Origin of the sequence: Pseudomonas sp. PIC25 (genome assembly GCF_002286785.1) — a bacterium.
GTDB lineage: Bacteria > Pseudomonadota > Gammaproteobacteria > Pseudomonadales > Pseudomonadaceae > Pseudomonas_M.
On sequence record NZ_MUJY01000121.1, the window covers coordinates 3,915 to 30,074 of the forward strand.

The window sequence follows — 26,160 nt, forward strand, 5'->3', positions numbered from 1 at the left end:
TTACTGAGGAACGATATCAACTGGCCATTTCGGCTGATTCTGGAAGCCCTTGAACTTCACCGAAAGGCTCTTCACATCCATCGGCAGGTCTTTCACCCGCTCCACCTCGCCGGTCTTCATGTCGATGAAGCCGAGGCTCCGGCGCTTCGATCCGTCCACTTCGTCTTCCACCAGCGCCAGCACGCCATTGGCCTGCTGCATGTCGTCCATAGAGAGGATGCGGGGTTGGTTGCCGAAGTCTTGGGTGAAGGAGATGTCTTTCTCACCGTAGTCCCAGCTCAGCTTGCAGCCGTTAAGCAGCAGGAGAGTGCCTTGCCAATTCGCCAGCGCGGCACCGCAACGAAGGTCAGCGGGAATACCGCTTCTTACTGGGTAGCTCTCTTCTCCCCACCGGCTAGACCGAAGGCTATTGATAACCAACTCCGGCTTAGCTTCATCACCTTCTTCGGAGCTCTCTTCATCAATGAGATACAGATAATGCGCAATATTGCTCATTGAATCCTCGAGCAGATCGACACGATTGTTATCCCAAATGCTCTCGTCACGCTGCGCCAATGTTTCCAAGTCATATTTTTCGTAACGGAAGCCATCCGACGTATCTGCCCCAGCCAACCACAAGGCCCCCGTGTTATCGATATCGACGCTGCGATAAGTCGCGTCGAGCACCTTTACTTCGTTCAGTGCACCATTGAAACCACGCTGGCGAAGCAGGCGGCTGGACTCATCATTGCCGCCAGCCATATATACATCGAACTCCGGTATTGACTGAGCACTGGCCGGATCACTTCCTAAACGTACTTCCAAAGCATCGTCGAAGCGATCATCGTCACTATCCGAAGCATTGCTTCGACTGCCATGTTGCAACTCATCGGCATTACACAGCAGATCCAGATCGTCGTCTGGGCATGGTGTGAAGTTGACGATGCGCGAGCGATCTTCGGCAGGTATGCCAAACAAGGTATTTTCACCCAGCGATTGCAGCACGCTGGCCCCGTTCTTGACCGGGCTTTCGTCCTGCTCCACAGCCATGAAGGACATCACCACACGGTGTTCGTTGGCTGGGATTTCGAAGCGATAGCCGATTCTCACATCGTAATAGGCATCGCTATATAAGACTTCACTATCCAACGTCTGTCGCCCAACATCATCGGAGAGAACATACAAAGATGAAATTGGGCTAGACGGCCCCTCGTATTCAGTTCGACGCAGACTAAGCCAGCTATCCAAATCATTTAGAGAACTGTCGCCATTTGAGGTCTGCTGGACATAACCAATCGGCCAGTAAACAGGCGCAGAGCGGTATACCGGTTGGACTGTAGCGGCCGCCCCCTTCAAGTTGAAGTATCGATCCAACACCCGGATATAGGCCCGGCCTGTGGGAGGCACGTAATACTCACGGCTGACCAGGAGATCCCCACTCAGAGCCGTCAAAGGTCCACGCCAGATCGGCATATCTGCAACTTGGCTGTAGCGACGAGGCATGCGGGCATCATTTGCCGCGCGAGTAACCACCTCGCCACTGGATTCGCTGGAGTAGCCTCCTAGTTCGAGCGCTTGCCGGAAACCGATCTCACCATAGTTATGAGGTTCATTAAAAGTTACACGACCACTTGAGTCGATATAGACGCTCAGGCCAGCCTCAGTAGGTAACGACAGTTCTGTTCCCGACGAAACCACGCCTAGATCATCGGATGGCATCTCCGGATCGGTGCCATCGACAAACAGCTCATCCCCGTCGCCACGACCGGCCCCGTCGCTATCGAACTTCTTCGGCGACAGCCCGAAGTCAACCTCGAATCGATCCGGCAGACCATCGCCGTCCGTATCGAGGACACGAGGATGGGTGCCGTTCCGGAATTCCTCCAGGTTGCTCAGCCCATCGCCATCCTCGTCGCCATCAGCCGAGGCGTTCATAAGGTCGTAGTCGACTTCGAACTTGTCCTCCATGCCGTCGTCGTCGCTATCGCGCTTGTCCGGGCGGGTTCCATAGCGCTCGACTTCGTCGTAGTCGTACAGACCGTCGTCGTCGGTGTCCGCCTTGAGCGGGCTGCTGCCGACCTGAATCTCCCGGTCGTCAGTCAGCCAGTCGCCATCCGTGTCGCGTAGCGTCGGATCGGTCTCGTAGGTATTGACCTCGTCGGCATCGCGCAAGGTGTCGCCGTCGCTATCACTGTTGCGCGGATCGGTACCCAGCTCTTGCTCCTGGAGATTGGTGAGCGTGTCTTCGTCCCAATCCTCCTGCGCAACACCCGGATCAGCCTGGAGCGGGTCCAGGTCGTGATACAGCTCGAACCCATCCCAGAGCAGATCGCCGTCGCTGTCCCGCTCGTCCAGCTCAGTTCCCAGCAGGGTTTCGTTGATATCGGAAATACCGTCTCCGTCGCTGTCCACATGGCCCGGGAGCCGGCCGATCTGCAGGCGATAAGAGCCATCGGCGACCGGTACATAGGTGGCGGTCATCCCTTGAAGGTCCACAGTGCAGTAATGGCTCTGCTGCATCGTCACATTCGGGAAAACATACCGACCCTGGACATCGCGCAAATGGACCTCATCCGTAAGGCCATAGCCACCATTACGGAACATGGAGTAGCTGGACTGGCATCCCCACACAGTGTCGTAAGGCACTCGATAGAAGCGGTTCTCGATCCGGCCGTCACGATGCAACACAACCTGCATATCCACGACATCGTCATCGGAATCGGCGAACGGCGCCTTCCAGCCGGTCCAGCTCAGGACGATCCGATCTTCGAGGCTGGCAACATGGAACTCACGGTTACCGAGATCGCGACGGTAATACTGGAACGGCACCTCGGTGATACCGCCAATCGTTACTTCCTGATTGATGATGCTGACCTGTACTGCTTTGCTGGCAAAGGCAAAGTCATCCGGCAACGTGAGCGACACATAGTTGTCCTGGTACGCCTGCCCCAGATCGCCGGTCAATGGCGCGGTGTAGCTTTCGTCGGCGGACAGGTAGATGTCCCCCACCTCGGCCCGCCCATCGACTGCCAGATGAACCTGGCGCTCAACCGTTACCGGGAAGCCCAGCACTTCTTTTTCCACGTGGACGGTCCAGTCGGCATTTTCGCGGCGGTCAATGTCGTCGAAGACGAAGGTTCCGTCCGCATCGGTGACGACGGACGTTTCGCCAATACCGAACAGAGTCGCCATCAGCGAAGGCGCTTCGACGTTACCGCCACGACTGAGCGTGACCTTCACGCCAGCCAACGGAGCATCCAGGAGATTGGTCACGCGGCCTGCAATGCTGCTCGGCGGGATGGCTTCCACATCCAGGTCGAGCGTTTGCACCCCGACGTTTCCATTGCTGTCGGTAGCACGAACTTCGAAATGCACGGTGCCTTCGGCCGGTAGCGTCAACTGCTGTACATGCTGGCCCGCACCGTTGAAGACGGCCTGTTGCTCGCTGTTCATCAGCAGCTCGACCTGCCCCACGATGCCCGCATCCTGTACGTCCAGCGTCAAGGTGATCGGATCACCCGCGTAGAACGGTCCTTCGCCGTGGCTGATGGTAATGCTCGGCGCCACGCTATCCGGCACCTTGGGTTCGCTGTCGCGACCGTCCGGAATGCCGTCGTTGTCGTAGTCGGGGTTCTGGTAATCCAGGCCGAGCGGTATTTCCTCCGCATCGGGCATGCCGTCCCCATCGGAATCGACCAAACCGCTCCAGTTGGCCAACTGCCGGTGCTCTTCGTAGGTCAGCCCTACTTCCTCGAAAGTGGCCGAACTCAGCTCGTCGAGAATGCGCTGAGTCTCGGCGCCGCTATAGTTCTGCACCGCATAGTGCATCAGCACCTGCCGGCTGCGCGGCTGCAGGGTCAGCGTAAAGGTCATCGAGTAGTTATCGCCGCTCAGCGATACGGCACTAGGCTTGAGCGTCGAGCGCGGGTCGCCGAACAGATGCCCCATGGCCGGATCACTGCCCGCTTCACCGGACGAGGAGTCGTCGGTCAGCAGGTAGTAATCGTTGGCGCCAAACGACCTGTCCCCGGTGGACGTGTTGATGAGGTAAGTGGAACCATCCGAGCCCAGGTTGCCGCTGATGGTAACCGGCACGGTCACCGCGCTGTCGCCCGGGTTTTCGATGAGTTCCAGGAAGCGCGCGTAGTTCCGATTCTCCGGCACGTAGATTTTCCGGCTGACGAGCAAGCCACCTGCCATGCTCCGGGCCGGCAAGGTCACTTCACGCCCGTTCAGGCGGAGCTGGCCCTGGCTGCCGCTGGGGAAGCCCTGACCATTGACCGTCAGATTCTGACCGCCATCGTAGGCATCGCTGGAGCCATCGTTGATGCCACCGGTGCTGGTGATATCCCACCGATAGTTGTTGCCGTAAAGGTTGTACGTGAACCCAACCGTTCCTTCATAACTCAGGGCACTATCCGGGATCAGGCCACTGGCGCGGCGACCTTCCGCTTCCAACCGCAGCGGCGGTACGGACACCTCTTCGGTTTCGACCGGAACATCCACTGGCAGGTGCGCCGTCATGCGCTGGGCACCGAACAGGGCACTGGCACGAACCTCCAGGCGAGTCTCCCTGCTCAGCACCACCAGGCTGTAACGTCCGTCGCTACCGGTGGTCGCCTGAACGGCATTCACCTCTACCAACGCACCCGCCACCACGTTGCCGAGCTTGTCCACCACCGAGCCGCTGAAGTGCAGCTCGGGCACCGTATTGATCGGGACGTTCAGCTCCGCCGTACTGACGTTGCCATTACTGTCGGTCGCCCGGACTTGCAGCAGCGTGTTCTCGGTGTTCGGCAGAATCACCGAGAAAGTCTGGGTGCCGCCCTGGGTGCGGGTCTCGACCAACTCGCCGTCCTGCAGCAATTCGACCTTGGCAACGATCCCGTTGTCGGCGACGAGAGCAGTCACCTCCAGCGGATCGCCACCGTAGCGACGGGCAGGGGTCAACGGCTGGATGCTGACGGTCGGGCCCACGGCATCCGGCACCATCGGCTCGGAGTCCTGGCCATCGGGAATACCGTCGTCATCGCTATCCGGGTCGTTGATGTCCGAACCCAGGCGGATTTCATCGGCATCGCTCAGGCCGTCTTCGTCCTGGTCATAGAAGGCGAAGAAGTTCACCACCTTGCCGGCCAGGGTGGTATCGAGGTTATCCAACCCCAGGTTCTTCAGGCTGCGCAGTTTGTTCGCCGTGGCGACCGCAGCCTCGGCAGAGCCTTCCAGGGTGGCGAAGTGCATGACCACTCGCCGCTCGCCCGCCGGGATGCGTACTTGATAGTCGGTCTGCCACAGGCGGCCGTTCTGGTTGACGAAGCTGACGCCCTGGCGGCGCTGGGCGTTCCCGGCGAATACGTGCAACAGCACCGGGCGGGTCGCCACCGAGGTGTCGCGCAGAGCGAGGTAGTCATCCTCGGTGGTCAGCTGGGCGTCACCGCTGCTGGTCACCACGGCAACCTGGCTGTCGCTCGCCGCGCCGTAGTAGGACTGCAACCGCACGGTCGCTACCTGCTCCTGGCCGGTCGGGTTGTCGAGAATTTCCAGGTAGCGGACATAGGCTCCGCCAACATTCGGCACCAGCACGCGACGGCTGACGATCAGATCATTGATCCGGCGCGCCTCATAGTGGTACTCGCGGCCATTGGCCGAGCTGGTTGCATGATTTTGCCAATGGCCGTAGTAGTTGCCATTGATATACAGCTGGAACGCCGCATTGCCGCTGACGGCAGAGCCAGTGGTCCCGTTCACATAGCCGTTGTAGTAGAAGGTCCAGCTCCGGTTGTTCTCGTCGCTGACCGTGCGAGCCCCATTGATATTCGGCCGATCGTCGCCAGCTTGCTTGGGATCGGTACCATCGACGAAGCGCTCGTTGATGTCACGGCGGCCGCCCGCATCGCCATCCGCCTTCAACGGGTCGCTCGGCGGCACGCCCAGCACTTCCCAGCCATCCAGCATCTCGTCGCTGTCGGTATCGGGAGTACGCGGCAAGGTACCGGCCTGGAATTCTTGCAGGTTGGTCAGGCCATCGTTGTCGGTATCGTCCGACGCATTGAGGTTGAGCAGGTTGTGATCGACCTCGAACTTGTCCGGCAGGCCGTCATCGTCGCTGTCCGGCTTCAGCGGGTCGGTGCCATGGGTATAGATCTCTGCGTAGTCATCCAGGCCGTCGTTATCGCTGTCCGGCTGGCCCGGAAGGGTTCCGCGGCTGACTTCGTCGGCATCGAGGACACGATCCAGGTCGGTGTCACGGGTCAGCGGATTGGACAGGTGCACCAGCACCTCGGCGCCATCGTTCAGACCATCGCCGTCGGTGTCGGTCACGCGCGGATGGCTGCCGGCTTCCTGCTCCTGCAGGTTGGTCAGGCCGTCGTCATCGCTGTCGAGCGAGGCTTGGCCATCATTGGCATGTGGATCGAAACCGTAGCGCCGCTCGAAACCATCGAGCAGGCCATCGCCGTCGCTGTCGGCCACGTTCGGAAGCAGACCAAGCGGCACTTCATCGGCGTCGGCGATGCCATCCAGGTCGCTGTCCACCTGGGTCGTCCAGTTGGCGATGTCGCGGTGCTCTTCGACCGTCAGGTCCCGTTCTTCGTAATTGGCTGCGGACAGCTCCTCGAGTATGCGCTTGACCTCAGCCCGGCTGCTGTTCTGCACGGCGTAGTGCAGCAGCGCTTTGCGACTGCGCGGTGGCAGGGTGAGCGTATAAGTGACTGAGTAATTGCTCGCGCTGGCCGACGCCGAGCTCGGCTGAACGGGGGCATTCAAACCGCCGAACAGGATGCCGGACGCCGTGCGACCGCCGTTGTCTGTACCGTCGTCGGTGATCAGGTAGCGGTCGAGGGTATTGAACGCGAGGTCGCCCGAGGAAGTGGCGGTGATGATTCGCCCACCGTTATAGAAATTGCCCTCGATCCGCACCGGAACCTTGACGGTCTGATCCGAAGTGTTCTCGAACAGATCCAGGTAACGCGCATAACTACGATCCGCAGGCACGTGCAGTTTACGGCTCACACGTACCGAGCCCATCTGTCTCTCGGGTAGGGCCAGCTCGCGACCGGACAGGCGCAGCAGGTATGGGTACGGTGAATCGTTGGTGTAGTGGGAGCCGTTGACTACCAGATACTGAGCATTATTGAACGCATAGTTGGTGCCATTCAGAACAACACCGTAGTAAGTCTCGAAATCCCAACGCTGCTGATTGCTCAGCGTCTTGTAGCGATTCTGCTCGCGGGCTTCGTAAGCCAGATGACGAGCCTGGATTGGCTCGAGCGCACGGCGGCCCTGGGCAGCCAGCACCAGGTCGCCGACATCGCGGGAACCGCCGCGCACCACGTCGAACACCGCACTCAGAGCCGTGACGTTCTGGTTGCCGAAGCGCGCCGTGGCTTTGACCTGAGGCTCCAGCAGGACGGTGGAGGTTTGGACAGCAAAACGCCCTTGGCTGTCGGTGGACGCCACTGCCGCGCCATCGCTGGAAACCGGGCCGTTGTGGAAGAAATCGATCTCGTCGACGAAGGTCCAGTTACCGTTCGCCTTCAGCGTTACCCGGACGTAACGGCTGCTCATATTGAGCCCGCCGATATCCAGGGAACGACGCGGAGCGGTGGAACCGCTGCTGAAGTTATTGGCACTGCTCACCGGCACATTGAGGCTACCCGCAGCCACCCAGTTATCGCCGACCTTCCGGAAGACTTCGATCGATGGCAGCACGCGGTCGGTGGTGCTGCTCTGGGTAGAGCCGACCTTGATGGTGTCGATGACGACGCTACGGCCGAAGTCGAAATCGATATTGATGGTCGGCTGGTTGTTCCAGCCCAGCCACTCGTAGGCGTTGCCCTGCCCCAGGTTGACGTTGTAGCCGGCCACACCGATCTGGTTATCGATCAACTGCCCGCCCGACTCATCCCGGTAGGAGGAATAGGTGGCCTTGTCGATGACGTAGCTCATGGGCTCTATGTTGCTGCCGCCCAGGCTATTGACGATGGAGATAGCAGCGCCTTCCACCGGATTGCCGGCGCTGTCCACGACGCGGCCCGTGACCTGGGTGCCGACATCGGCAATCAGGGCGAAACGGGAAACCGGCGTGCGCCGCTCATTGCCGTTGGTATCGACCGCGCTGGCTTCAACCTGCAACTCGCTGCCCTGCGTCGGCACGACGATGACGTGCTGGTACGGCGCCTCGTCGTATGTGGCTACGGCGGAACCGTTGACATAGAAGGTCACCGAGACCACGCGTCCGTTGTCGCTGGCACTGGCCTGCAGACGAACCTGCTGGCCATGTACCAGGCTGGTGCCGGCGGCTGGCGAAGTCAGGCTGACCTGCGGCAGTTCGAGATCCTCCTCCAACGGCTGGCTGTCTTCGCCGTCGAGCAGGCCATCCTTGTCCGTATCCGGGTCGAGCGGATCGAGTCCCGCCAGAATCTCGGCTTTGTCGGTCATGCCGTCGCCATCGGTATCGGCGACTTTCGGGTTGGTCAGGGTCTCGAGCAGCTCCTGCTTGTTGGTCAGCCCGTCGCCGTCGTAATCCTGGTTGGCATCCGCCTTGTTCTTCGGATTGAGGATGTCCGCATAGGGGCCCTTGAGCTCGATGAAATCGGACAGGCCATCGTCATCGGTGTCCGCCAGATCCGGTCTGGTGGTGTGGGTATAAATCTCGTCGTAGTCGCTGATACCGTCGTCATCGCTGTCGGCTTTGCGCGGATTCGATTTATTCGCCACTTCCGCGTTATCCAGCACACGGTCGAGATCGGTGTCTTCGCTCAGCGGATCGCTGTTGCGCAGATCGACCTCTTCACCGTCGGACAACTGATCCTCGTCGCTGTCGACCTGACGCGGATGCGTGCCCAGTTCCTGCTCGCGCAGGTTGCTCAGGCCATCGCCATCCGTATCCAGGTGCTGCTCGCCCGCCACCAACGGATTGAAGCCGTACTTGACCTCGAAACCGTCCAGCAAACCGTCGCCATCACGGTCCACCTGGAAGGCGCTGGTGCCGTGGGCGAATTCGTAGATGTCCTTGAGGCCGTCGTTGTCGCTGTCCTTGAGGGTCAGCTCACGCATCATCACCAGCACGTTCGGGTGGTAGACGCTGTGTATCGCATTGGAGGCGTTGACGTACCAGGGGTCGGCCGGCGCATAGCCGAAGTACACATGGCCATTGCCATACGGGTAACGAATGGCGGTTACGCGCTTCTCGTAGCGGGCGTCACTGAAGGCCAGCGGCGTCACCGACGGATCGAGGCCATCCAGCGGCAGATAGGCATATCCGGAATAGCCGGTAGTGCGCTGCGGCCACCAGGAGCCCACCTTGCCCTCGCTCACCTCCGACCAGCGATAGAACGGACGCAAGTTGATGGAATTACCCGTCCATACCGAACTGGCCGAGGGGCTGCCCGGTATATCGGCCAGGTTGCTGGTGGTGTTGTAGTGCTCGTTGAGCACCAGCACGCCGCCGTTCTGCACGAAGCTGAACACTTTGCTGCGGTTATTGGAATAACTGCTATTGCCATGGTTATTACGCGAACTGTCGACGATCAACATGTCCAGTTGGGACAGATCGAACGTCGCCAGATCGCTCACCAGCACCGGCTCGAATCCGGCCCGCTCGATGATCGCCTGCTGATATGCCTGACCAGCGTTGAAGCGGGCATTGAAGTAGCCCACCCGTACCTTCGGCAATTGCAGGGTAATGGTGCCCACGTCGGTGGTACCGCCCCAGACCGGATCGATCTCGGCCGAAGCATTGGTTACCGCCTCGTTACCCAATAGACCGTTGGCGATGACCGTGATCTTGCCGGGCGCCACCGGCACTCCCGGAATCACGAAACTGCCGTTGCTCTGGGCGATCGCGGTCAGGCCAAGGGCCTCGACCTGGGCACCGGCAACCGGCTGACCGCTACTGTCGAGTACGCGGCCGATCACGGTGGTCAGCGGGTCCTCGATCAGGCTGTACGTGTGTTCGCCGGTACGCCCCTGGTTGTTGTTGGTGTCGGTGGCCACCAGTTCCAGGCGCAGGCTGTCCGCCTCGGTAGGCAGGTTCATCGGATAGGTGAAGGGCGCGCTGGTGAGCAATGCGATCTGCGAGCCATTCAGCAGTACCGAGACCTTGGCCACACGGCCGTTGTCCTGGAGGCTCGGCGTAATGGTCAGACGCAGCCCCTTGATCAGTTGCTGGCCCGGTGCGGGATTGAGCAGCCGCACGACGGGGGCCTGGGTGTCCTTGACCAGCGGCTCGCTATCTTCGTCGTCACGCAGGCCATCGCCATCGGTATCCGCCTTCAGCGGATCGGTGCCGAGCTGGTCGACTTCCACGCCGTCCGAGAGCGTGTCGCCGTCGGTGTCCGGATTATTGATGCTGGTGCCCAGCAGCGCTTCGCGGGCGTTGGTCAAGCCATCGTTGTCCTTGTCGGCCAGGCCATCGGCAGGATCGTTCGGATTGAGCCCGACCTGCAGTTCGAGCGGGTCCGGAATACCGTCGCCATCGGTGTCCTTCTTCAGCGGAGAGGATGCCGGGATGTTGCTGACTTCCGCTCCGTCGGACAGGCCGTCGCCATCGGTGTCCGGATTCAGCGGATTGGTGCCATGGGTCCGCACTTCGCTGCCATCGGATAGTCCATCGCCGTCGCTGTCGACCACGCGCAGCTTGGTGCCCAGGGTGGCCTCTTCCAGGTTGGACAGGCCATCGCCATCCAGGTCATCGGCACCATCGTCGATACCGTTGCCATTGCTGTCGCGCAGGCTCGGATCGAGCCCTTCGGTTTCCAGTTCCAGCTTGTTGGTCAGGCCATCGCCATCGAAGTCGGCGAGCGGATCGAACACCTGCAACTGCATGGCGTTACCCAGCACCACCGGTTTGGCCGGCGACCCGGACAGCGTGCCGCTGAGCGTGAGCGGGTGCACACTGCCGTCGACGACGGTGTTATCCGCCTCGGTGAAGAATGCAGGGACGACCAGCGTACGCGTCGGGCTGTGGTACCAATTGAAACCTTGTGTACGACCGGCCAGTTCGGCGCGGCCATTGCTCACGCCTGACCAGCTGATGTTGTTGGCCAGCAGCAACGGCACCTGGTAGTTCTGTCCGGCCAGCACCTTGACCGGTCCTACGACGTTGAACAGGGCATGGGGTGCACAGATATCGCCCGCCTGCTCACGAACGCCGTCGTTGCGAGCCACGCCACGCAGACCGGAGCCGGCGGTATCGAAACGATAGCAACGGCCCAATTCGAGCGCCTGTTGCGGTACGAACGTGAGGGTGCGCCCGTCACCACTCAGGCTGATCGTGCCCGTGCGCAGCGTCGTGCCTTGATAGAACTTCAGCGCTTCGCCACTCGGCAGGCTTACCGGTTCGTCGTACTCGAAATAGGCGCGCAACTGGGTCCCTTCGCGGGCCTCGATGACGCTGCGCACGATTTCCGGCGGTTGAACCGTGAAGTTGATCCGGAAGGTGCTGTCCAGGTCGAGTTGCGGCAGATTCGCCACCGGCCCGGCCAGGCTGACGGTAACTTCTTCGTAGATCTCGTTGCTGACGGCAAACGAGGCAAGACCGTTGACCAAGGAAATCGGTGCGGCCGACGGCTGCCCATTGACCTGAGCCGACCCGGACGCACGAGCCTGTACGGTCAGGTTCGCCGGTTTGCCGTCAAGCTGGCTGATCGCATTGCCGAAGCGGTCCTGAAGGGCAACCTGCAGACGCACATCCTGCTTCACGCCACGGACCAGCACATCCCCTGCTTCCTGCGGACGGCCGCTCTCATTGAGCAACCGCAGATGGCTGGCTGCAGCCGGGATGACGGTCAGGTTGAAGGTCGATGCGCAGCAGGTGGTGTAGCCACGGCTGTCGTAGGTGTAACGGATATTGTTGCCCGTGCTGGCAAAGGCGAGGCCGTATTGGCCGACAGTCTGACCGGCCTGCAATACGAATTGTCCGCGGCCGTCCTTCAATGCCACCTGAACCCGCTCGACGGTCTGGCCATTGCTGGTGACGGTGCCGATCTGAACCCCATCCCCCGGCAAGACGTGGAAGTCCGCAGTGGGCAGGGTCAGCGTCAGAACGGTGGTCTGGTCGGCGCCGTTGTCATTGAGCTCGCTATCCTGGGCTTTCACGGTCACGGCCATGGTCGAGCCGGCCGGCATCGCCGGGATATAGCCGAGCAGCAGATTGCGGGTCGGCCCCGGCTGGATGCTCAGGTCATGCTCGGCACGGGCGATCTGGGTGAACTGCGGCAGGTCGGCCCAAATCTGGTAGTCGCCCACGGTACGGTCGGCATTGAACGTCCAGGCCGCATAACCACTCGCATCGCTATTGCTGGTGCCGAGACTCCAGAGCGCACCATCGGACAGACGCCGCAGGCGCCAGCGCACAGGTTGGTCGGCAACCGGCCGCGCGGCCGCATCCAGCACCTGGACGCGATAGACCGGTCGCTCCTGCACACGGGCCATGGCCGGGTTGTCGCTCGCCTGCTGTTGCTGGAAACGAACCAGGTTCGGCGATTGGGTCAAGGCGATGCCGAGGTCCCGGCTGGCCGTCTGACCGACACGGTCCACCAGTTCCAGGCGCAGGCGGTAGGTGCTCTGGTCGGCCTCGGGCAAGGTGTCCGGAATTCGCAGGTCGCGGGCAAGGGAGTCCCAGTAGCCGCCAGCATTGCCACAATAGAAGTAGTCGTTGGCGGCGAGCTGGCAACTGAAGAGTTCCTGCACTTGGCCGCCGACCACTTGTGCTACGCGCACGATGACGCTGCCGGTATCGTCTGCGGCATTCAGGTTGGCCAGTTCGAGGCGCGCCAGCCCGCCGAAGACGCCACGTGCCGGCAAGGTGACTTGCAAGGCCTGGGCGTTGGGCGCGGCATCGCGAGAGACCTTGATCGACTTCGGTTGCGCCTCGGTGACCTGGCCGCGGTTATCGGTGACCTTGACTTGCAGCGCCTGGGTCAGGCCGGCAGCCGGCACACGCTCGGTACGGCGATCCGTGACGGTGAAGACGCGATTCGCCAGCCGCTTGTCGTTGAAATCGTAGTGGTCGGTAAAGCCGTTCCACACGATATCCACCGCCTTGACCAATACGTCGTCTTCGGTGGTCAGGCTGATGTCGAAGCTGCCCTGCTCGATGAACTGTGCCGGTGCGGTCAGGCTTTCCACGACCGGGAAAGCATCGTCGATCACGGTAACGCGCAGCTCGGCGCTGGCGACGTTGCCGGCACGGTCGCTGACGTCCAGGGTGAAGACCTGCTCGCCCAGGGTGGAGGCGGTCTCCTGGTAGCTCAGTTGGTTCTGACCGAATGCCACGGCGACCACTTGGCCATTACGCGACAGCGTGGCCTTGTCCAGTGCGCCGTTGTCGCTCATCTGCGCCTTCACGGTGAAGGGGAAGCCACGTACCGCCTTCTTCACATCAACGAGAATGGCGCTGCCTTCGTAGCTCAAAGCCACTGTCGGCTTGATCGAATCCAGATGGCGATAGAAGCGCGCCGGGACGGTTTCCGCACTGTTGCCGAACACATCTACCGCGCGAGCCTTGAGGTACTGGCCGGAGAAGGTTTCGTCCAACGCCAGGCTGGCCTGGAATGGCTCGGCCCGGCGCAACGCAACGCGCTGCCACGGACCGCTGCTGGCGGACGCGACAAGGAACTCGACCTGGGCGATCGGCTGCTGGCTGGCACCGATCTGGGCGCTGACGTTCAGCGGCGACGGTAGCCAGCTGTGTTCCGGGTAATTCAGTGCCAGCGTGAAGGGGTTCGCCACGCCATCGTTCGGTTGCAGATACAGGGAGCGTGCCGCCGATTCACGGATCACGCCATGGACGTCTTCGGTACGCACACCCAGGGTGAAGGTCTGCCCCATGGGCAGGTTCGCGGGTAGACGCAGACTGGCCTGATCGAGCGGCTGTTTCAGTTCGCCGGCCGGCTGCCCATTGAGTATGAAGGCCAGGCCGCGCAGGTTGGCCCCATCCAGGCTCAGGTTCAGCGGCGCATTGGCAGCCAGGACCGCATTCGCCAACGGCGCGAACGGTGCAGCGCCGCCCCCGGCGACACCATAGGGCAAGGTGAAGACTCGCACACCCTGAGCACCCAGGCCTACGGCCAGGCGGTTACGCTCCACGGCAACGGCGGTGGTGCGCTGTGCCAGCGGCAACGAGCCATCGGCGATCGGCTGGCCAGTAGTGGGATCGAGCGCCGATAGAACGAAGCCCTGCCCTTGGGGCCGTTCGACCCATAGCAGGCCCGCCGCCCAGTACAGACTGTCGATGGCGTCACCCGCCAGCAACTGGAACCGCTGCCCGGAATGCAGGTCATAGCGCCACGCGGCGGCACCGGAACGATAGAACAGCGCATCGCCGGAGAAGGCCAACTGACGAACTTCCCCACCCAACTGAGCACTGAGCTCCTGAACCGGGCGTGCGTTCTCTTCGCGCAGATCGACCAGGAACACCCGGCCGCTTTCGCTCAGTACGGCGGCCTGGGTGCCGAAAAGCGCCACTTGGCGCAGGCTTTCCTGCGAGGTCACCACCAACTCGCGCTTGAGACCGAATTGAGTGAGCGAGGCAAGGCGCAGCGAACCACCGCTGGCCACCACTAGGTGCGAACCATTGGCGGCCAGATCGTTGACGACCAGCTTGTCGAAGACGGTCTGCGCCGCCAGGGTGCTGCGGTTCAACGCCATCACACGCTGCTGCTGCGGCTGCATGACGAACCAGTAGTCGCCGCCCGCCGTTACCTGTCCGGCAGCCTGGGTAAAGGCTTGGGACGGATAGAGGGTGGACAACCAACCACCGTTGCTGTCCTGGCGCAGCAGTTGCGCCCCGAAGTTGTCGGCCGCCACCAGTACTTGACCGCCAGCCAAAGCGAGCCCGCTTACCGCACCGTGAGTGGGCTCCGCCGCGCGGCTGCTGTCATACAGCGGCAGGAAACCTGCCGAGCCGGAAAGCGGCTGCAGAATCCGCCCGTCGCTGCCACCCAGCCAGAGCTTGCCGGACGCCCACTGGGCACGGGCCGGCTCTGCCAGGGCGAACGGCCAGGACGCGACTCGCTGACGGGTCGCAAGGTCCACCACCTGAATACGATCGCTCGTCAGGGCGAGTAACTGGCCCGGCAGGACGAACAGACGCTCGGCACCGCCGCCCAAGGGCACGGAGTCGCCAACCCACGTCTTGTTGGCGATACCGGTCAGGCGCCAGAGACGCTCGGCGGAGTCCGTCACATAGACATGGCCGTCAACGGTTGTCAGGGCACGCAGGCCAGACTGGTTGAAGGTGGCTTCGGTCTGTCCAGACGCCGAGAACAACAGCAGTTGTTTGCCGGTCAGGACCAGGAAGCCGTTGCCAAACGCCTGGATCTGGCGCACATCGTCGCTCAATGCCTGCGTTCCGGCAGATTTGAGCTGGGCGCCCAGGGCATCGAACCAATGGAGATCGCGACCGCTGGCGGCCAGAATGCGCTCGCCCTGTACCGCCAGGTGAGTCAGCGGTGCAGCGGCGCTCGTTTCGCCGGCAACGCTCAGTCCGTCACGAGGATCGAGAAGCGTCAGGCCGAAGCCGCGGACGCTCAGCAGCAGGTAACCCTGCAGGTAATCCATTGCAGCGATGGTGCCAGGCAGGCGTTTGCGCAGCCCCTGCCCATCGTGCAGCTCAGCGCCACGGGCTAACCAGTAGCCGCCCACGCTGGGCAGCATGACATCGAACGGCAAGCGTTCGGACATCGGCTGGAAGCGCCAGGCATCGATCACCGGTGCGCTCCAGCGCTGCTCATGACGATTGCCCAGTTCATCGTCGAACAACGCCCGCACGCGCAGTTCCGCGATGCCGGCAGGCAAGCGCAGGCCGATACGATCGGTACCGCTGGCCAGCGGGCGGTCCTGATCGTCCAACGCTTCCAACGACATGCGATAACGGTCGCCATCCACGCCGGAGAGACGTAGCTCGACCTGACTATCGGCATAGAGCTGCGACGGCAGACCACTGAGAACAGGCTGCGGCAATTGCTGCAGGGGTGCCACGCGCAGGTTGAGCTGTTGCTCGCTGTAGTGGAAGTCGTCGGCGAAATAAGCGCGGGCACGAAGCACCAGGCTTTCCTGGGTGACGACCTGTGGCAGACGCAGGCTGAAACGACCTTGCTGTCCGAGCGCGAGCAGACGCGCCAATGGCGTGCCGTTGAAGCTGCGCAATTCCACCTCGACCCAGGTCGGCGCTTCGCTGACCTGGTAGCCCAGCGACAAGGCACTGCCTTCGGCGAAAATCTGGTTATTGCCGGCTCCCGAGAGCGTCAGGGTGGCAACTGCCTGGTTCGGTTGGGCATGCAGGGCCAGAGTCTGGCTGGCCGACGGGTCTTCCCATCGATAGGTCGCCTGACCGCTTTCCGGTATATCGATCCAGTACAGGCGCTGGGCCGGGCTGGCGAGACCGGCCAGGGCAATACCCTCACGCTGCAGCCCAGCAGCTTCGGCGCTGGCGCCAATCGGGAACGTGGCGACCAGCGGCACGCGCGCGCCGGCAGTCAGCACGGCACCGTCACCCAGGGACAGTTGCGCGGCCTGTACATCGGCAGCCGGTACGACGAGATCGAGGCTCCGCTCGCCCGCATGGTCGCGGACCCGCACTTTCAGGTTCGCCGGCGGGTTGGCCAGCAGCCAGGCACGCCCAGTCGGGAAGGACTCACCCAGATAGCCATCCAGCTCGCCCTGGTACCACAGGGCCTGGACCGGCAATACTCGGCCCTCTTCATCGAGGAAGGCCACGTCGGCCTGACCGAGTGCCGCCTCGAAGGAAGCTGGCAGGCCACCCACCAGTACGCCGGCAGGCAGACGCTTGACCACCGCAGTCAACTCCGTACGCGACGGCTCGCTCACCTCGAGCGGGAACATCACCAGAGCCTGGCCGTCTTCACCATGCTGGAGGCCATACAACGCGCCAGCCGCAACGGTCAGGGACTCGTAGGCTGCCAGAGCGCCGACGCGCTCGTCGCCGCGCCAGGCCTGCCAACTATCGCCGTACTGGCTTTCGCTTACGCGCAGCCAGGCCAGCTCGCCATCGAATCGTGCATCAGTAACCATTCCGGTTACCGTCAGCACCATGGTTTCGCCCCATGACCAGCCTTCGGTACCGTGGGCCAATTCACGCTGCTCGACCGCATCGGCACTCCAGGCCAGCAGGCGATTACCTTGCAATGCGAAGCCATCGCGATCCGCCAATGGCAGACGTGCGACGCGGCGCAGGGCCGGCAGCTCGCCGCCCAATTGCAGCAGCTCCAGCGCAGTATCGGTGAGGACGGCCACACGCTGGCCATCCACTTGTACGTGGCGAATGTCTCCTTCCAGGCTCGATCCAGCCATCTCGACGAAGCCCTGGCCGGTCACAGCGAAGCCGGACAACAACTGGCCATGGCGTACGAACAGGAGATCGCCGCTACCGCCAACCAGCGTACCGGCAGTGGCCTGCTCGACCGCCGGCTGCCAGGCACCGTCAGACCAGCGCCAGAAGCGCAAGACATCGCTGCCCTCGCGACGAACCTGAGCCACCAGCCCGGTGCCGGTGAAGGACAGACGCTCGATGCGACCGCTGTCGCGGCTTTCCAGCAGGCCATCCAGCGTGTTCAGGCGGTAGCCGGCACTGCCGTGGTTTTCTACCCAGGCCAGGCCATGCGGGTGCCCCGGCAGAGCAGTAGCCAGGCCAGCGACATAACCGCGCTCGATGGCGATACGGCGTGCCTCCGCTTGCAGGTAGGCCAGCTTGGCCAAGCGGCGAGAAGTGGTCTTGGTATTGCCGGAGCGATCCTGCAACACGGCATCCAGGCGCAGCGCATCACCGTCGCTGGCGCTGTTCCAGACCTGCCTCACGGTACTGAACGGCAGCGACCGGACGAGCGGAGCGGTACTGGGGTCGAACAGTTCGACGCGCGAATCGGCGCTGAAATCCGTCATACCGGCCGGCGGCGGTGCATCGATCCATAGCTGGGTACCGGACAGCAGGTTCTGCGCCGGTTGCAGGTCAAGCAGCGGCTCCTCGTCAATGCCCTGATCCGCACGCAGGTTGAGAATTCGCTGGGCGGTAAGGGTCTGACCTTGCCATGGAGCCTGCAGGCGCAGGACCAGTACGCCGTCACGCTCGACCTTCGGCACCTGGATGGAAAGATCGAGGTATTCGTCATCGTCCGCCCCGCGAGCAAGCTGGAGCGGAGCCGGATTGGACGGATGCTGTGGATCGCCACCAACCTGCAGGGCCAGCGTGGCCTGCTGCAATTGGCGCAGGCGTACGCGGACGGCCAACGGCTCGCCGCCGTGCACGGTGAGACCGTCCACAGGGCTGAGCAGGCTCAGCTCCGGCGCGCCTTGCTTGGCATCGTAGGGCAACAGAGTGATCGCGGCAGTCGGACTGACCAGGCCGTTGAGATCGACGGCGCGGGCGACGATTTGCAGCGGCTCGGAGGCGTCGGCGGCCACCGGTACGCGGAGTCGGCTCGGATCGGCCAGGCGCCGGCAGGCCAGGGCATCACTGAACGGATCGGCGGCCTGACTGTTCACGCAGGCGTCGACATGGTCGATGCCATAGCGGTCGGCGCTGCGCAGGATCACGTCGGTGGTCTCGCCACGCGGCACGAACTCGCCATCCAGCGGCGCAACGATCGCCAGGGTCGGCGGAGTCTGGTCGGCCACCAGGTCGTAGCGTCCCTGGAAGTACTGGTAGGCAGAGCCATTCAGCCCCATGCCCACACGCAGTTCGGCAGTCAGCGGATACGGAGCCGATGGCGCACCCGGCAGGTCACGCAGGCGCGGATGATCCTGCGCCAGCTTGACCAGTCCGCTCTGCTTATCCAGCGGCGCGGCGACGTAGCGGCCGTCCTGCAGGCGGACTTCCGTGCTGCGAATCTGATCCAGGTCGCCTTCCAGCTCGAAATGCAGCTGTGCCGTGGTGCTTTCTTCCACCGGCGACGGTTGAGTGGCAAACTGGCGCAGCCGCAGGCTCGGCAGGCTGACCTGAGCATCGAAGCGGCGCTCGCTTGCATTCTTGCCGTCGCTGGCACGCAGCAACAGGGCAAAACCTTGGTACTCGCCGATCAGATCGAGGCTGAAGGCGCGCTTCTGGATCAGGGTCCAATCGTTCAGCCAGGTCTTGCCGCCATCGGCGGAAACCCGGTAGGAGAAGGCCAGCTTGTCGGCTTCCTGCACGTTGTCCATAGCGGACACGTTGAAGCTGTAGCGGTTGCCCACCTTCAATTGGACAGCGGGACTCAGCGGCTGCCCATCCGGTTGCAGCGTGACAGCCAGGGAATCGGTGCGCGGCGGCAGACGATCCTCGGCCTTGTACAGAGCCTGGTAGGTTCCGCCCTGGATGCCGTCGCCAATGGCCAGGTTGCCCGCCTTGTCGCGGATGCCGTTCAGAGTGATGGCGTAGTGAGCGTTTGCCTCCAACAGCGCATCGCTGCGCAGACGCAGCTCCAGGCGGTTGCCCTGGCTCGCCGGTGCGACGAAACGGGCGCTGACGTCTTCGGTCGGCTGCGGGTGCGCTTCGTAATCCTTGAACTGTTTGATCACGCTGAAACCATCCGCGCTCAGCGGCGTGTCGGATTCGAGAATCAGCGAGTTGACGGCATCCAGGGCGCGAACCAGACGAACCTTCGGAGCGGTATCGTCGACCACTGTCAGCCATTGTGCGGACTGGCTGTCCACGCGTTCACCGCTGGACTCACGCACCAGACTGATCTGGTAACTCCACCCCGGCTGGCTGGGCGGCGTGACGAAAGCGATGGCCTCGTCCGTCAGGGTAAAGTCGACTCGGTTGGAAGCGTTGGGCTGGATGCCCTGGCCAGCCGGATACCAATGCAGACTGATTCCTTCGGACAGTCCCTGGGCCTTGACCTGTACCGGCGTGCCGCCGCTGTCGCTGACGCTGGTGCCATCCGCTCTGCCGGACAGCACGCTCTCGATCGCCAGCGGTTCGGCCACGACCAGGGCCGTCGGCAGGAGGGCACGTTGCTGTCCATACCGAACCTGGACGCCGTATATCCCAGCCTGGTCGAGCTGCAAGGTGAAGCTCAATTGGTCGCCGGCCGCATTGACACTCAGGGCCTGGCGGTCAAGGACGCGCTCGCCGATCTGCAACTGATCGACGAGCTGCAACTGGCGGCCACGGAGCACATAGGTACGAGGTTGACCGGAAAGCGCTCGATTGGGCTGCAGATTGTCCAGACGAACGAGCGCCGCCCCGAAGAAGTCGACACCGTCCACCAGCCACGGCAGGTCGAAGTTCACCTCGGCGCCCTGCAGCCAATCCAGCGGCGGTTGGTCCACCGCCACCCGATAGAGGCCGGCCGGAGCGAATACCGCCTGCTTCGGCGCTACGCGCAACTCGGCACCCTGGGCCTGCGACAGGCTGTCGATGGCCGTACCGGACAGTTCGCTCAAACGCGCACGTGCCGGCAGCCAGGCATAGTCCGGACCGACCAGCCGCAGGCCGAGCGTCTCGTCCGCCGCGGCAAGACTCGACGGCGCCAAGGCCCACGTGTTGTTCATCGGCAGTGTGGCATTGGAGTAGGCCTTGCCTACACGCCATTCCAACAGATTGCCGTGAATTTGCAGTTGCTCGATCGTACCGCTCGCCGGGATGACCGCCAGCAGTCGGCGGGACAGCTTCGAGGACGAGGCCTGCAGGCCCAGGTCGAACACCTGCATTTCATTGTTCAGGTGCTGTACCAGCAATTCGCCCTGGGACGCGAGGTTGGCCGTGGCACTGATGGAAAGCTCGCCCAGCAACGGATCGCCACGACCGCGCAGCAGAGCCGCGCGATGCAGGACCTGCAGCGTATCGCTGCCTTGCAGGTAGAGGCGGCTGCCATCCTTCCACAGGCGGTGGGTACCGCTCAGCATCTGTTCATGGCGGCTGAGCAGTTGTTCGGGGTCGCGAGCGGAGCGGACCTCGAGGCGATCTTCGAACAACAGGTAGAGCGCGCGCTCGTCCAGGGTAACGTCTACCAACTTGTCCGGCGTTTCCAGGCTCAGCTCACGCAGTTCCGCACCTTGCACCTGGCCATGGAAGACCCGGTCGCCAGACCTCGCCACGATCAGATCGTCAGCCAGCGCCAACGCCTGGTAATCGATCTTCCGGCTGTTCGGCACCAGAGCCAGTTCGCGCGGCGCATAGAGGTTGGCCAAGTCGAACAGGCGGATCTGGTCCCTCTCGTCGAGGACACCCGCGTAACCTTCGCTTAGGGCAATGTCTTGCACCTTGGCCTGGCTGGTCCACTTGGCCAGCAGTTGCGGCCTGGCGCTGTCGCGCAGGCTGTAAAGCTGCACGTCGTAGTCATGGGCCGTCAGCAGCAGGTCGCCCTGTCGGCGGAACGTCGCAACGCTGTCCAATTGACGCTGCGACGGCAAATCGATCCGCAGGGTGGCATCCTGCGCCACGTCATCGGTAAAGCCCTGGTTGCTGACTTGCACCTGCAGACTGCCCAGGGTGTCTTCCGGCACCACGAAGCTGAGCAGATCGGAGCGCTCCAGGCGGACGCCAGAGATCAGGCGGCCATTGATCCTGACCTGGGTCGCCTCGCCGAAACCCCGGCCCTGCAGGCCGATCGACTCGCCGGCGTTATAAGTGAAGCGTTTGACACTCGGGTTGAGCGTACCGGTGAGCGGGAGGTAGTGACCGGACTGGTCGATCCGCGGATCGGCCACGTAGGTCAGGGCACCCGCCTGGAAGATTTCCTGGCCGCCTTGGATGAGGCGCAGCCCCACAAGACGGTTGCTGGCCGGCGACGCCGCCAGTCCCGGAATGCGGAACCGTAGTTCGTTCTCATCGCGATACAGGATGTCGGTGGCGGCCACCCGCTGGCCGCCGACCTCGACGATCAGGTTTTCACCGAAACCGCGCCCTCTCAGGGTCGCCTCGGAGCCACCGCGCCAGCTCGATTGGCGCGGGCCGAAGCTGTCGAGTGCAATCTGGGCTTCGCTGTCGGCGATGAAACGGAAGCGGTAGTCATGGCCCAGCGCACGCTTCTGCTGGTCTTGCAGGGCGGCCCCGAGCACTACCTCATACTGTTTACCCGAAACGAGCGCGTTCGGCCGGATCACCAGACGTCCGACGCCGACCTGTGCCACCTGTGCCGGTACAGCCACACCATCAAGACGCAACTGGACCAGCTGGTTGCCCAGGTCACGCAACTGCTGGTTATCCAGCAGGCGGTTGAACTGCACTTCGATGGCCGCCTCACGGGGCAGCCGGCCCATCGGGCGCGGGAACTGGGAAAGGATCGCCAGGTTCTGGTAGGCCAGGGTATTCAGGCTGCCGCCCAGTTGAGTCGCGGCACCCAGATCCTCCAGGGGGTTTTCCGCCGGCTCGCCGTTGACGAATACGAAGGAACTACCGGCATACAGCGCCTGGCTGCCCAGGGACAGGCTGGTGACGTTGCCCATCACGCTGAAGTAGTCGCGCAGGGCGATGGTCGCTTGCAACTGACCGTTCAGCCACGGCGAGATATCGAACAACTGCACGTCGCCCTGGCCACCGGCCACGTAAAGGGTCTGCCCGGCCAGTTGCAACTGGCCGGCGAACAGATCGCCACGGCTGACCAGGTAAGTCAGCTTGAGATCGGTAACGGGGGTCGCATCGGTATCGCTGTCCAGCGCGAACAACTGCACCGTGGCTGTGCTGCCGCTGGAAACCAGCAAATGGTTCGGCAGGACCTGGATGTCTTCCGGCACGAAGGGATTGCCTGCCGCATCGCGGGTGTTTATCCGACGCTTGATGCGGTATTCGCCGCTGGCCAGCTCGATTTCCACCAGTTGCCGCTGCTGCGGCAGGGTTGCCCAGAGGCTCGAACCCGCCAGGCGCAGACGCCCAGGGATGCCGCCCAGACGGGTGGCATCCAGCAGACCCAGATCGATCAGCTTCAGCTCGGCAGTCAGGCGATACAGGCGGACGCCTTGTTGATAGGCCACGTAGATCAAACCATCGCCGCTGGCGAGGGCATTGATGTCCGCAGGCAGCTCCATCTCGGCGATGCGCTCGGGCTCGGCCGGTAACGTCAGGTCGAACTGCACCAGCTTGCGTCCGCCGGCGAGGAAGAGCTGATCGCCGGTGATGGTCATGTCGACGAAGCCACGTGGCGCCAGGCCGTTCGGCGCCTCGTAGTGGTAGTACTTCTCGGTGTCGAGGAACTTCTTGGTCAGGATCACCGGGTGCACCGGATCGCTGATGTCGGCAACGATCAGCCGGGCATCCTTGCTGGTGATACGCGATACACGCCCTTGCAGATCCAGCTTGTCGAAGCTGCCGCCGGTGATGACGTAAAGCAACTGCGACTCGGCATTGTCCAGGCGGGTGATGGCGGAGATCGGGCTGGCCACTTCCGACGGCAGATTGACGGAGCCAGTGGGTATGCCGGTGTAGAAGTATTCGACCTTCGCCTCGGCTTGCTCTCCTGGGAATAGCTGGCTTTCTACCGTGACCTTGGCCTTGCCGAAGCTGCCGGCCGGTGCCCGCACTTCGAGCCGATTGCTGCTGAGCACTTTCAGATCGCCCGCCAGGGCACCGGCGAAGCGCACCTGAACGTAGTGGTTGAAACCACGTCCATACAGGGTGACCAGATTGCCGCCTTGGGGCGGACCGGTCTTCGGTTGCAGGTCATCGATTTCCACCTGCGGGAGCACGGTGATCGCGCCCTGCCGCAGGTAGGCCAGATTCTGGTCGAGACGCTCCACCTTGACCGGCAAGGTAGCGCTGATCCCGCCCAGCTGCAGGTCCGGAACCTGCACCCGCAGTTCCTGGTCCGTGACGCTGACGATCTGCTCGGGCTGCAGACGCACCTCGCCGATCCAGACCGCCAGCTGTTCCGCCGCGACACCGAAGCCGCTACCACTGATCAACGCCTGTTCGCCACCGGTGGCATGGAAGTAATGCAGACCGGTCACATCATTGACCACGCGACGTACCTGATTCACCAGCGGACGCACACCAGTGCGGCGCTCGAGCTGCAGGACGAACGGCTGGCGCAGGCTGTGGCCCTGAAGGTCGAGCAGCGCCTGGGTAACCTCGATGCGCAATCTGCCCTGGTATTCGCCCTTGAAGCGCAACTCGATGAGGCCTCCGCGCAACGTATTGGTACCGGCCATTTCATAGGCCGCACCATCCAGCGGCTGGCCCTGCTCGTCGAGCACGTTCACCGCCTGCGCCAGATGGGCGGCATCGGTGTTGATCAGGTTGTTGAAGGCAATCAGCACCGGCTCGTTGAGGCCGATTACCGCGCCACTGGCCGGCGTACTGGAAGCCACGGCCAGGTAGGGTTGGGTGTTGATCTCCACGCCCTTGCCGTTGCCTTGCATCACCTGGCCGCCCATGCCCAGCAGCTCACCGGTCTTCTGGGTCTGCCAGTAGATGGTCTCGTATTGTCCCTGGGCGTTGGCTTCCAGCAGCAGGTAGCGGTCGCCGGTGGATACGCTGATCAGGCCCTGCTGTACCTGCAGGGACGCCAGGCTGAGCGCTTCGCTCACCGAACTGGCGGAGACAGTGCCCCGTTCGATCGCCTGGACACGGTATTCCAACTGATCGCCGAAGCCCTTGAAGATCGCCAGGTGCAATTGGGTGTTGCGCAGGAACAGCACGTAGAGCTCGCCGTTCAGCCATTGCAGGTCCACGGGCGCACCCAGCAGGTCGGCACGCAGGCTGCCATCGAAGGCAATGGTCGGCAGCGGCGCCTGGGCGCCCAATTCGTTACGACCCAGCGGCAGGAAGCGGACATAGCCGGTCCCCAGATCATTCGCCGCCGCCACGGCCAAGGCACGGCGGGTCGGCTCGATGGCGACATCGAGTGCGCGATGGTTCGGCAATGCCAGGCTGGAAACCAGCAACGGCCGGTTCAGGTCGTTGACGTCGACCACGCTCACCCCGGCACGGTCGTTAGCCAGATAGACAACCTTGTCGAGCACCTCCAGCCCCAGCACCGCATCGTTCAGACGCAGCTGCGACAGACGGATCGGGCGCTCCCAAAGGCCAATGTCATAGATCTCCAGGCCGGCAGTCATCAGGAAACGGTTTCCGGCAGTCGGCGCCGAACCGGCTTTCACGCCAACGAACAGCAGGTCGCCGATGCTCTGGGCAGCGCCGATCTGCATCGGCGGGTAGTTCGGCAGGATGACACCCAGGCCCTTGGGCAGCGTGTAGGAGAGCGAGCCGACCTTGATGGTCCGGGTCTCCGCCCCGCTGGGAATGCGCAGGTACAGGTCATAAATGTCCGGATCGATTACGCCCGGGAGGGTGAAGCTGAAGTTGCGCAGGGTTTCGACGTCGTCCTGCAGATCGATGGTCGTCACGCCGGGCGCCTCGACCACCGGGCTTCTGCCGGTATAGATCTCGGTATCGCTGTGGCGGGCGCGCAGCACGACTCGGGTACCCGGCATCAGGGCGTCGTGGCTGGCGGTAATGGCGACTTTCTGGCCACCTGCCTTGCTGGCGGAATCCGGCGAGACAGTGAATTTGACCTGTTCGAGCGGCTGCTCGGTTCCCACCATCAAGGCGCCGAGGAAGTCGGCGCGTAGACCACCGTCCTCAAGACGCAAGTGCCACTGACCGGGGGTGAGCGGCAGCAGGTCGAGAGCATGGGCGGCGATGCGTACTTCCTTGTCGCTGACCCATTGCAGATCGATCGGATATTGGTTGACGAAACCTTTCACCGACTGGGAGAAGCCCGAGCCATGAATCTCCACCGTGGCCTGCTGGCCCCGATGGAAACGCGCGTTCTTCAGGTAGTCGATACGCGGTTGGCTGGCACCGGCCGGTGCGATCCGGAAGTCCACTTGATACGGCGCCCACAGGCCACTGCCGCGCAGATTGCGCGCGCTGTCCAAGTGCAGGCTGAGCCGGGCGCCCGGAGTCGGGGTGAAACGCAGGGCGACACGGGTCGCGGACTGGTTGTCGCCATCGAGGGCAACGACTTCCGGCACCGGCAGGTTCTGCTCGCCATTACCGATATCCAGCAGGCGGATTGCGCCTTCGCTGCGCAGGGAATCGAGGGTGACCGGTTCGTTGAACGTGAGCTGCAAGGTCTGCTCGCCAGCCGGCAGGACACCGTCCTGCTTCACCGACGCATCCAGAACCAGCGCCCCCGGCAGTTCCAGAACCGTCAGGCCCTGCGTCCCCGAGCCGGCCACCAGGCGGTTGTTGAACAGGTCCAGCGCTTCGATACGTTCCTGGTTACCCGCCGAGACCAC

Annotated in this window: 1 protein-coding gene (cut by a window edge); it reads right to left on the reverse strand. The window is 62.9% G+C overall.

Annotated features, from left to right (window positions below):
- Window positions 1–26,160: the 3' portion of an Ig-like domain-containing protein gene (locus BZL41_RS14520; RefSeq protein WP_095599951.1), read on the reverse strand. Its footprint extends 16,404 nt past the window's final position; the window shows 26,160 of its 42,564 coding nt (coding positions 16,405–42,564); the start codon falls outside the window, past its right edge; the stop codon is at window positions 1–3.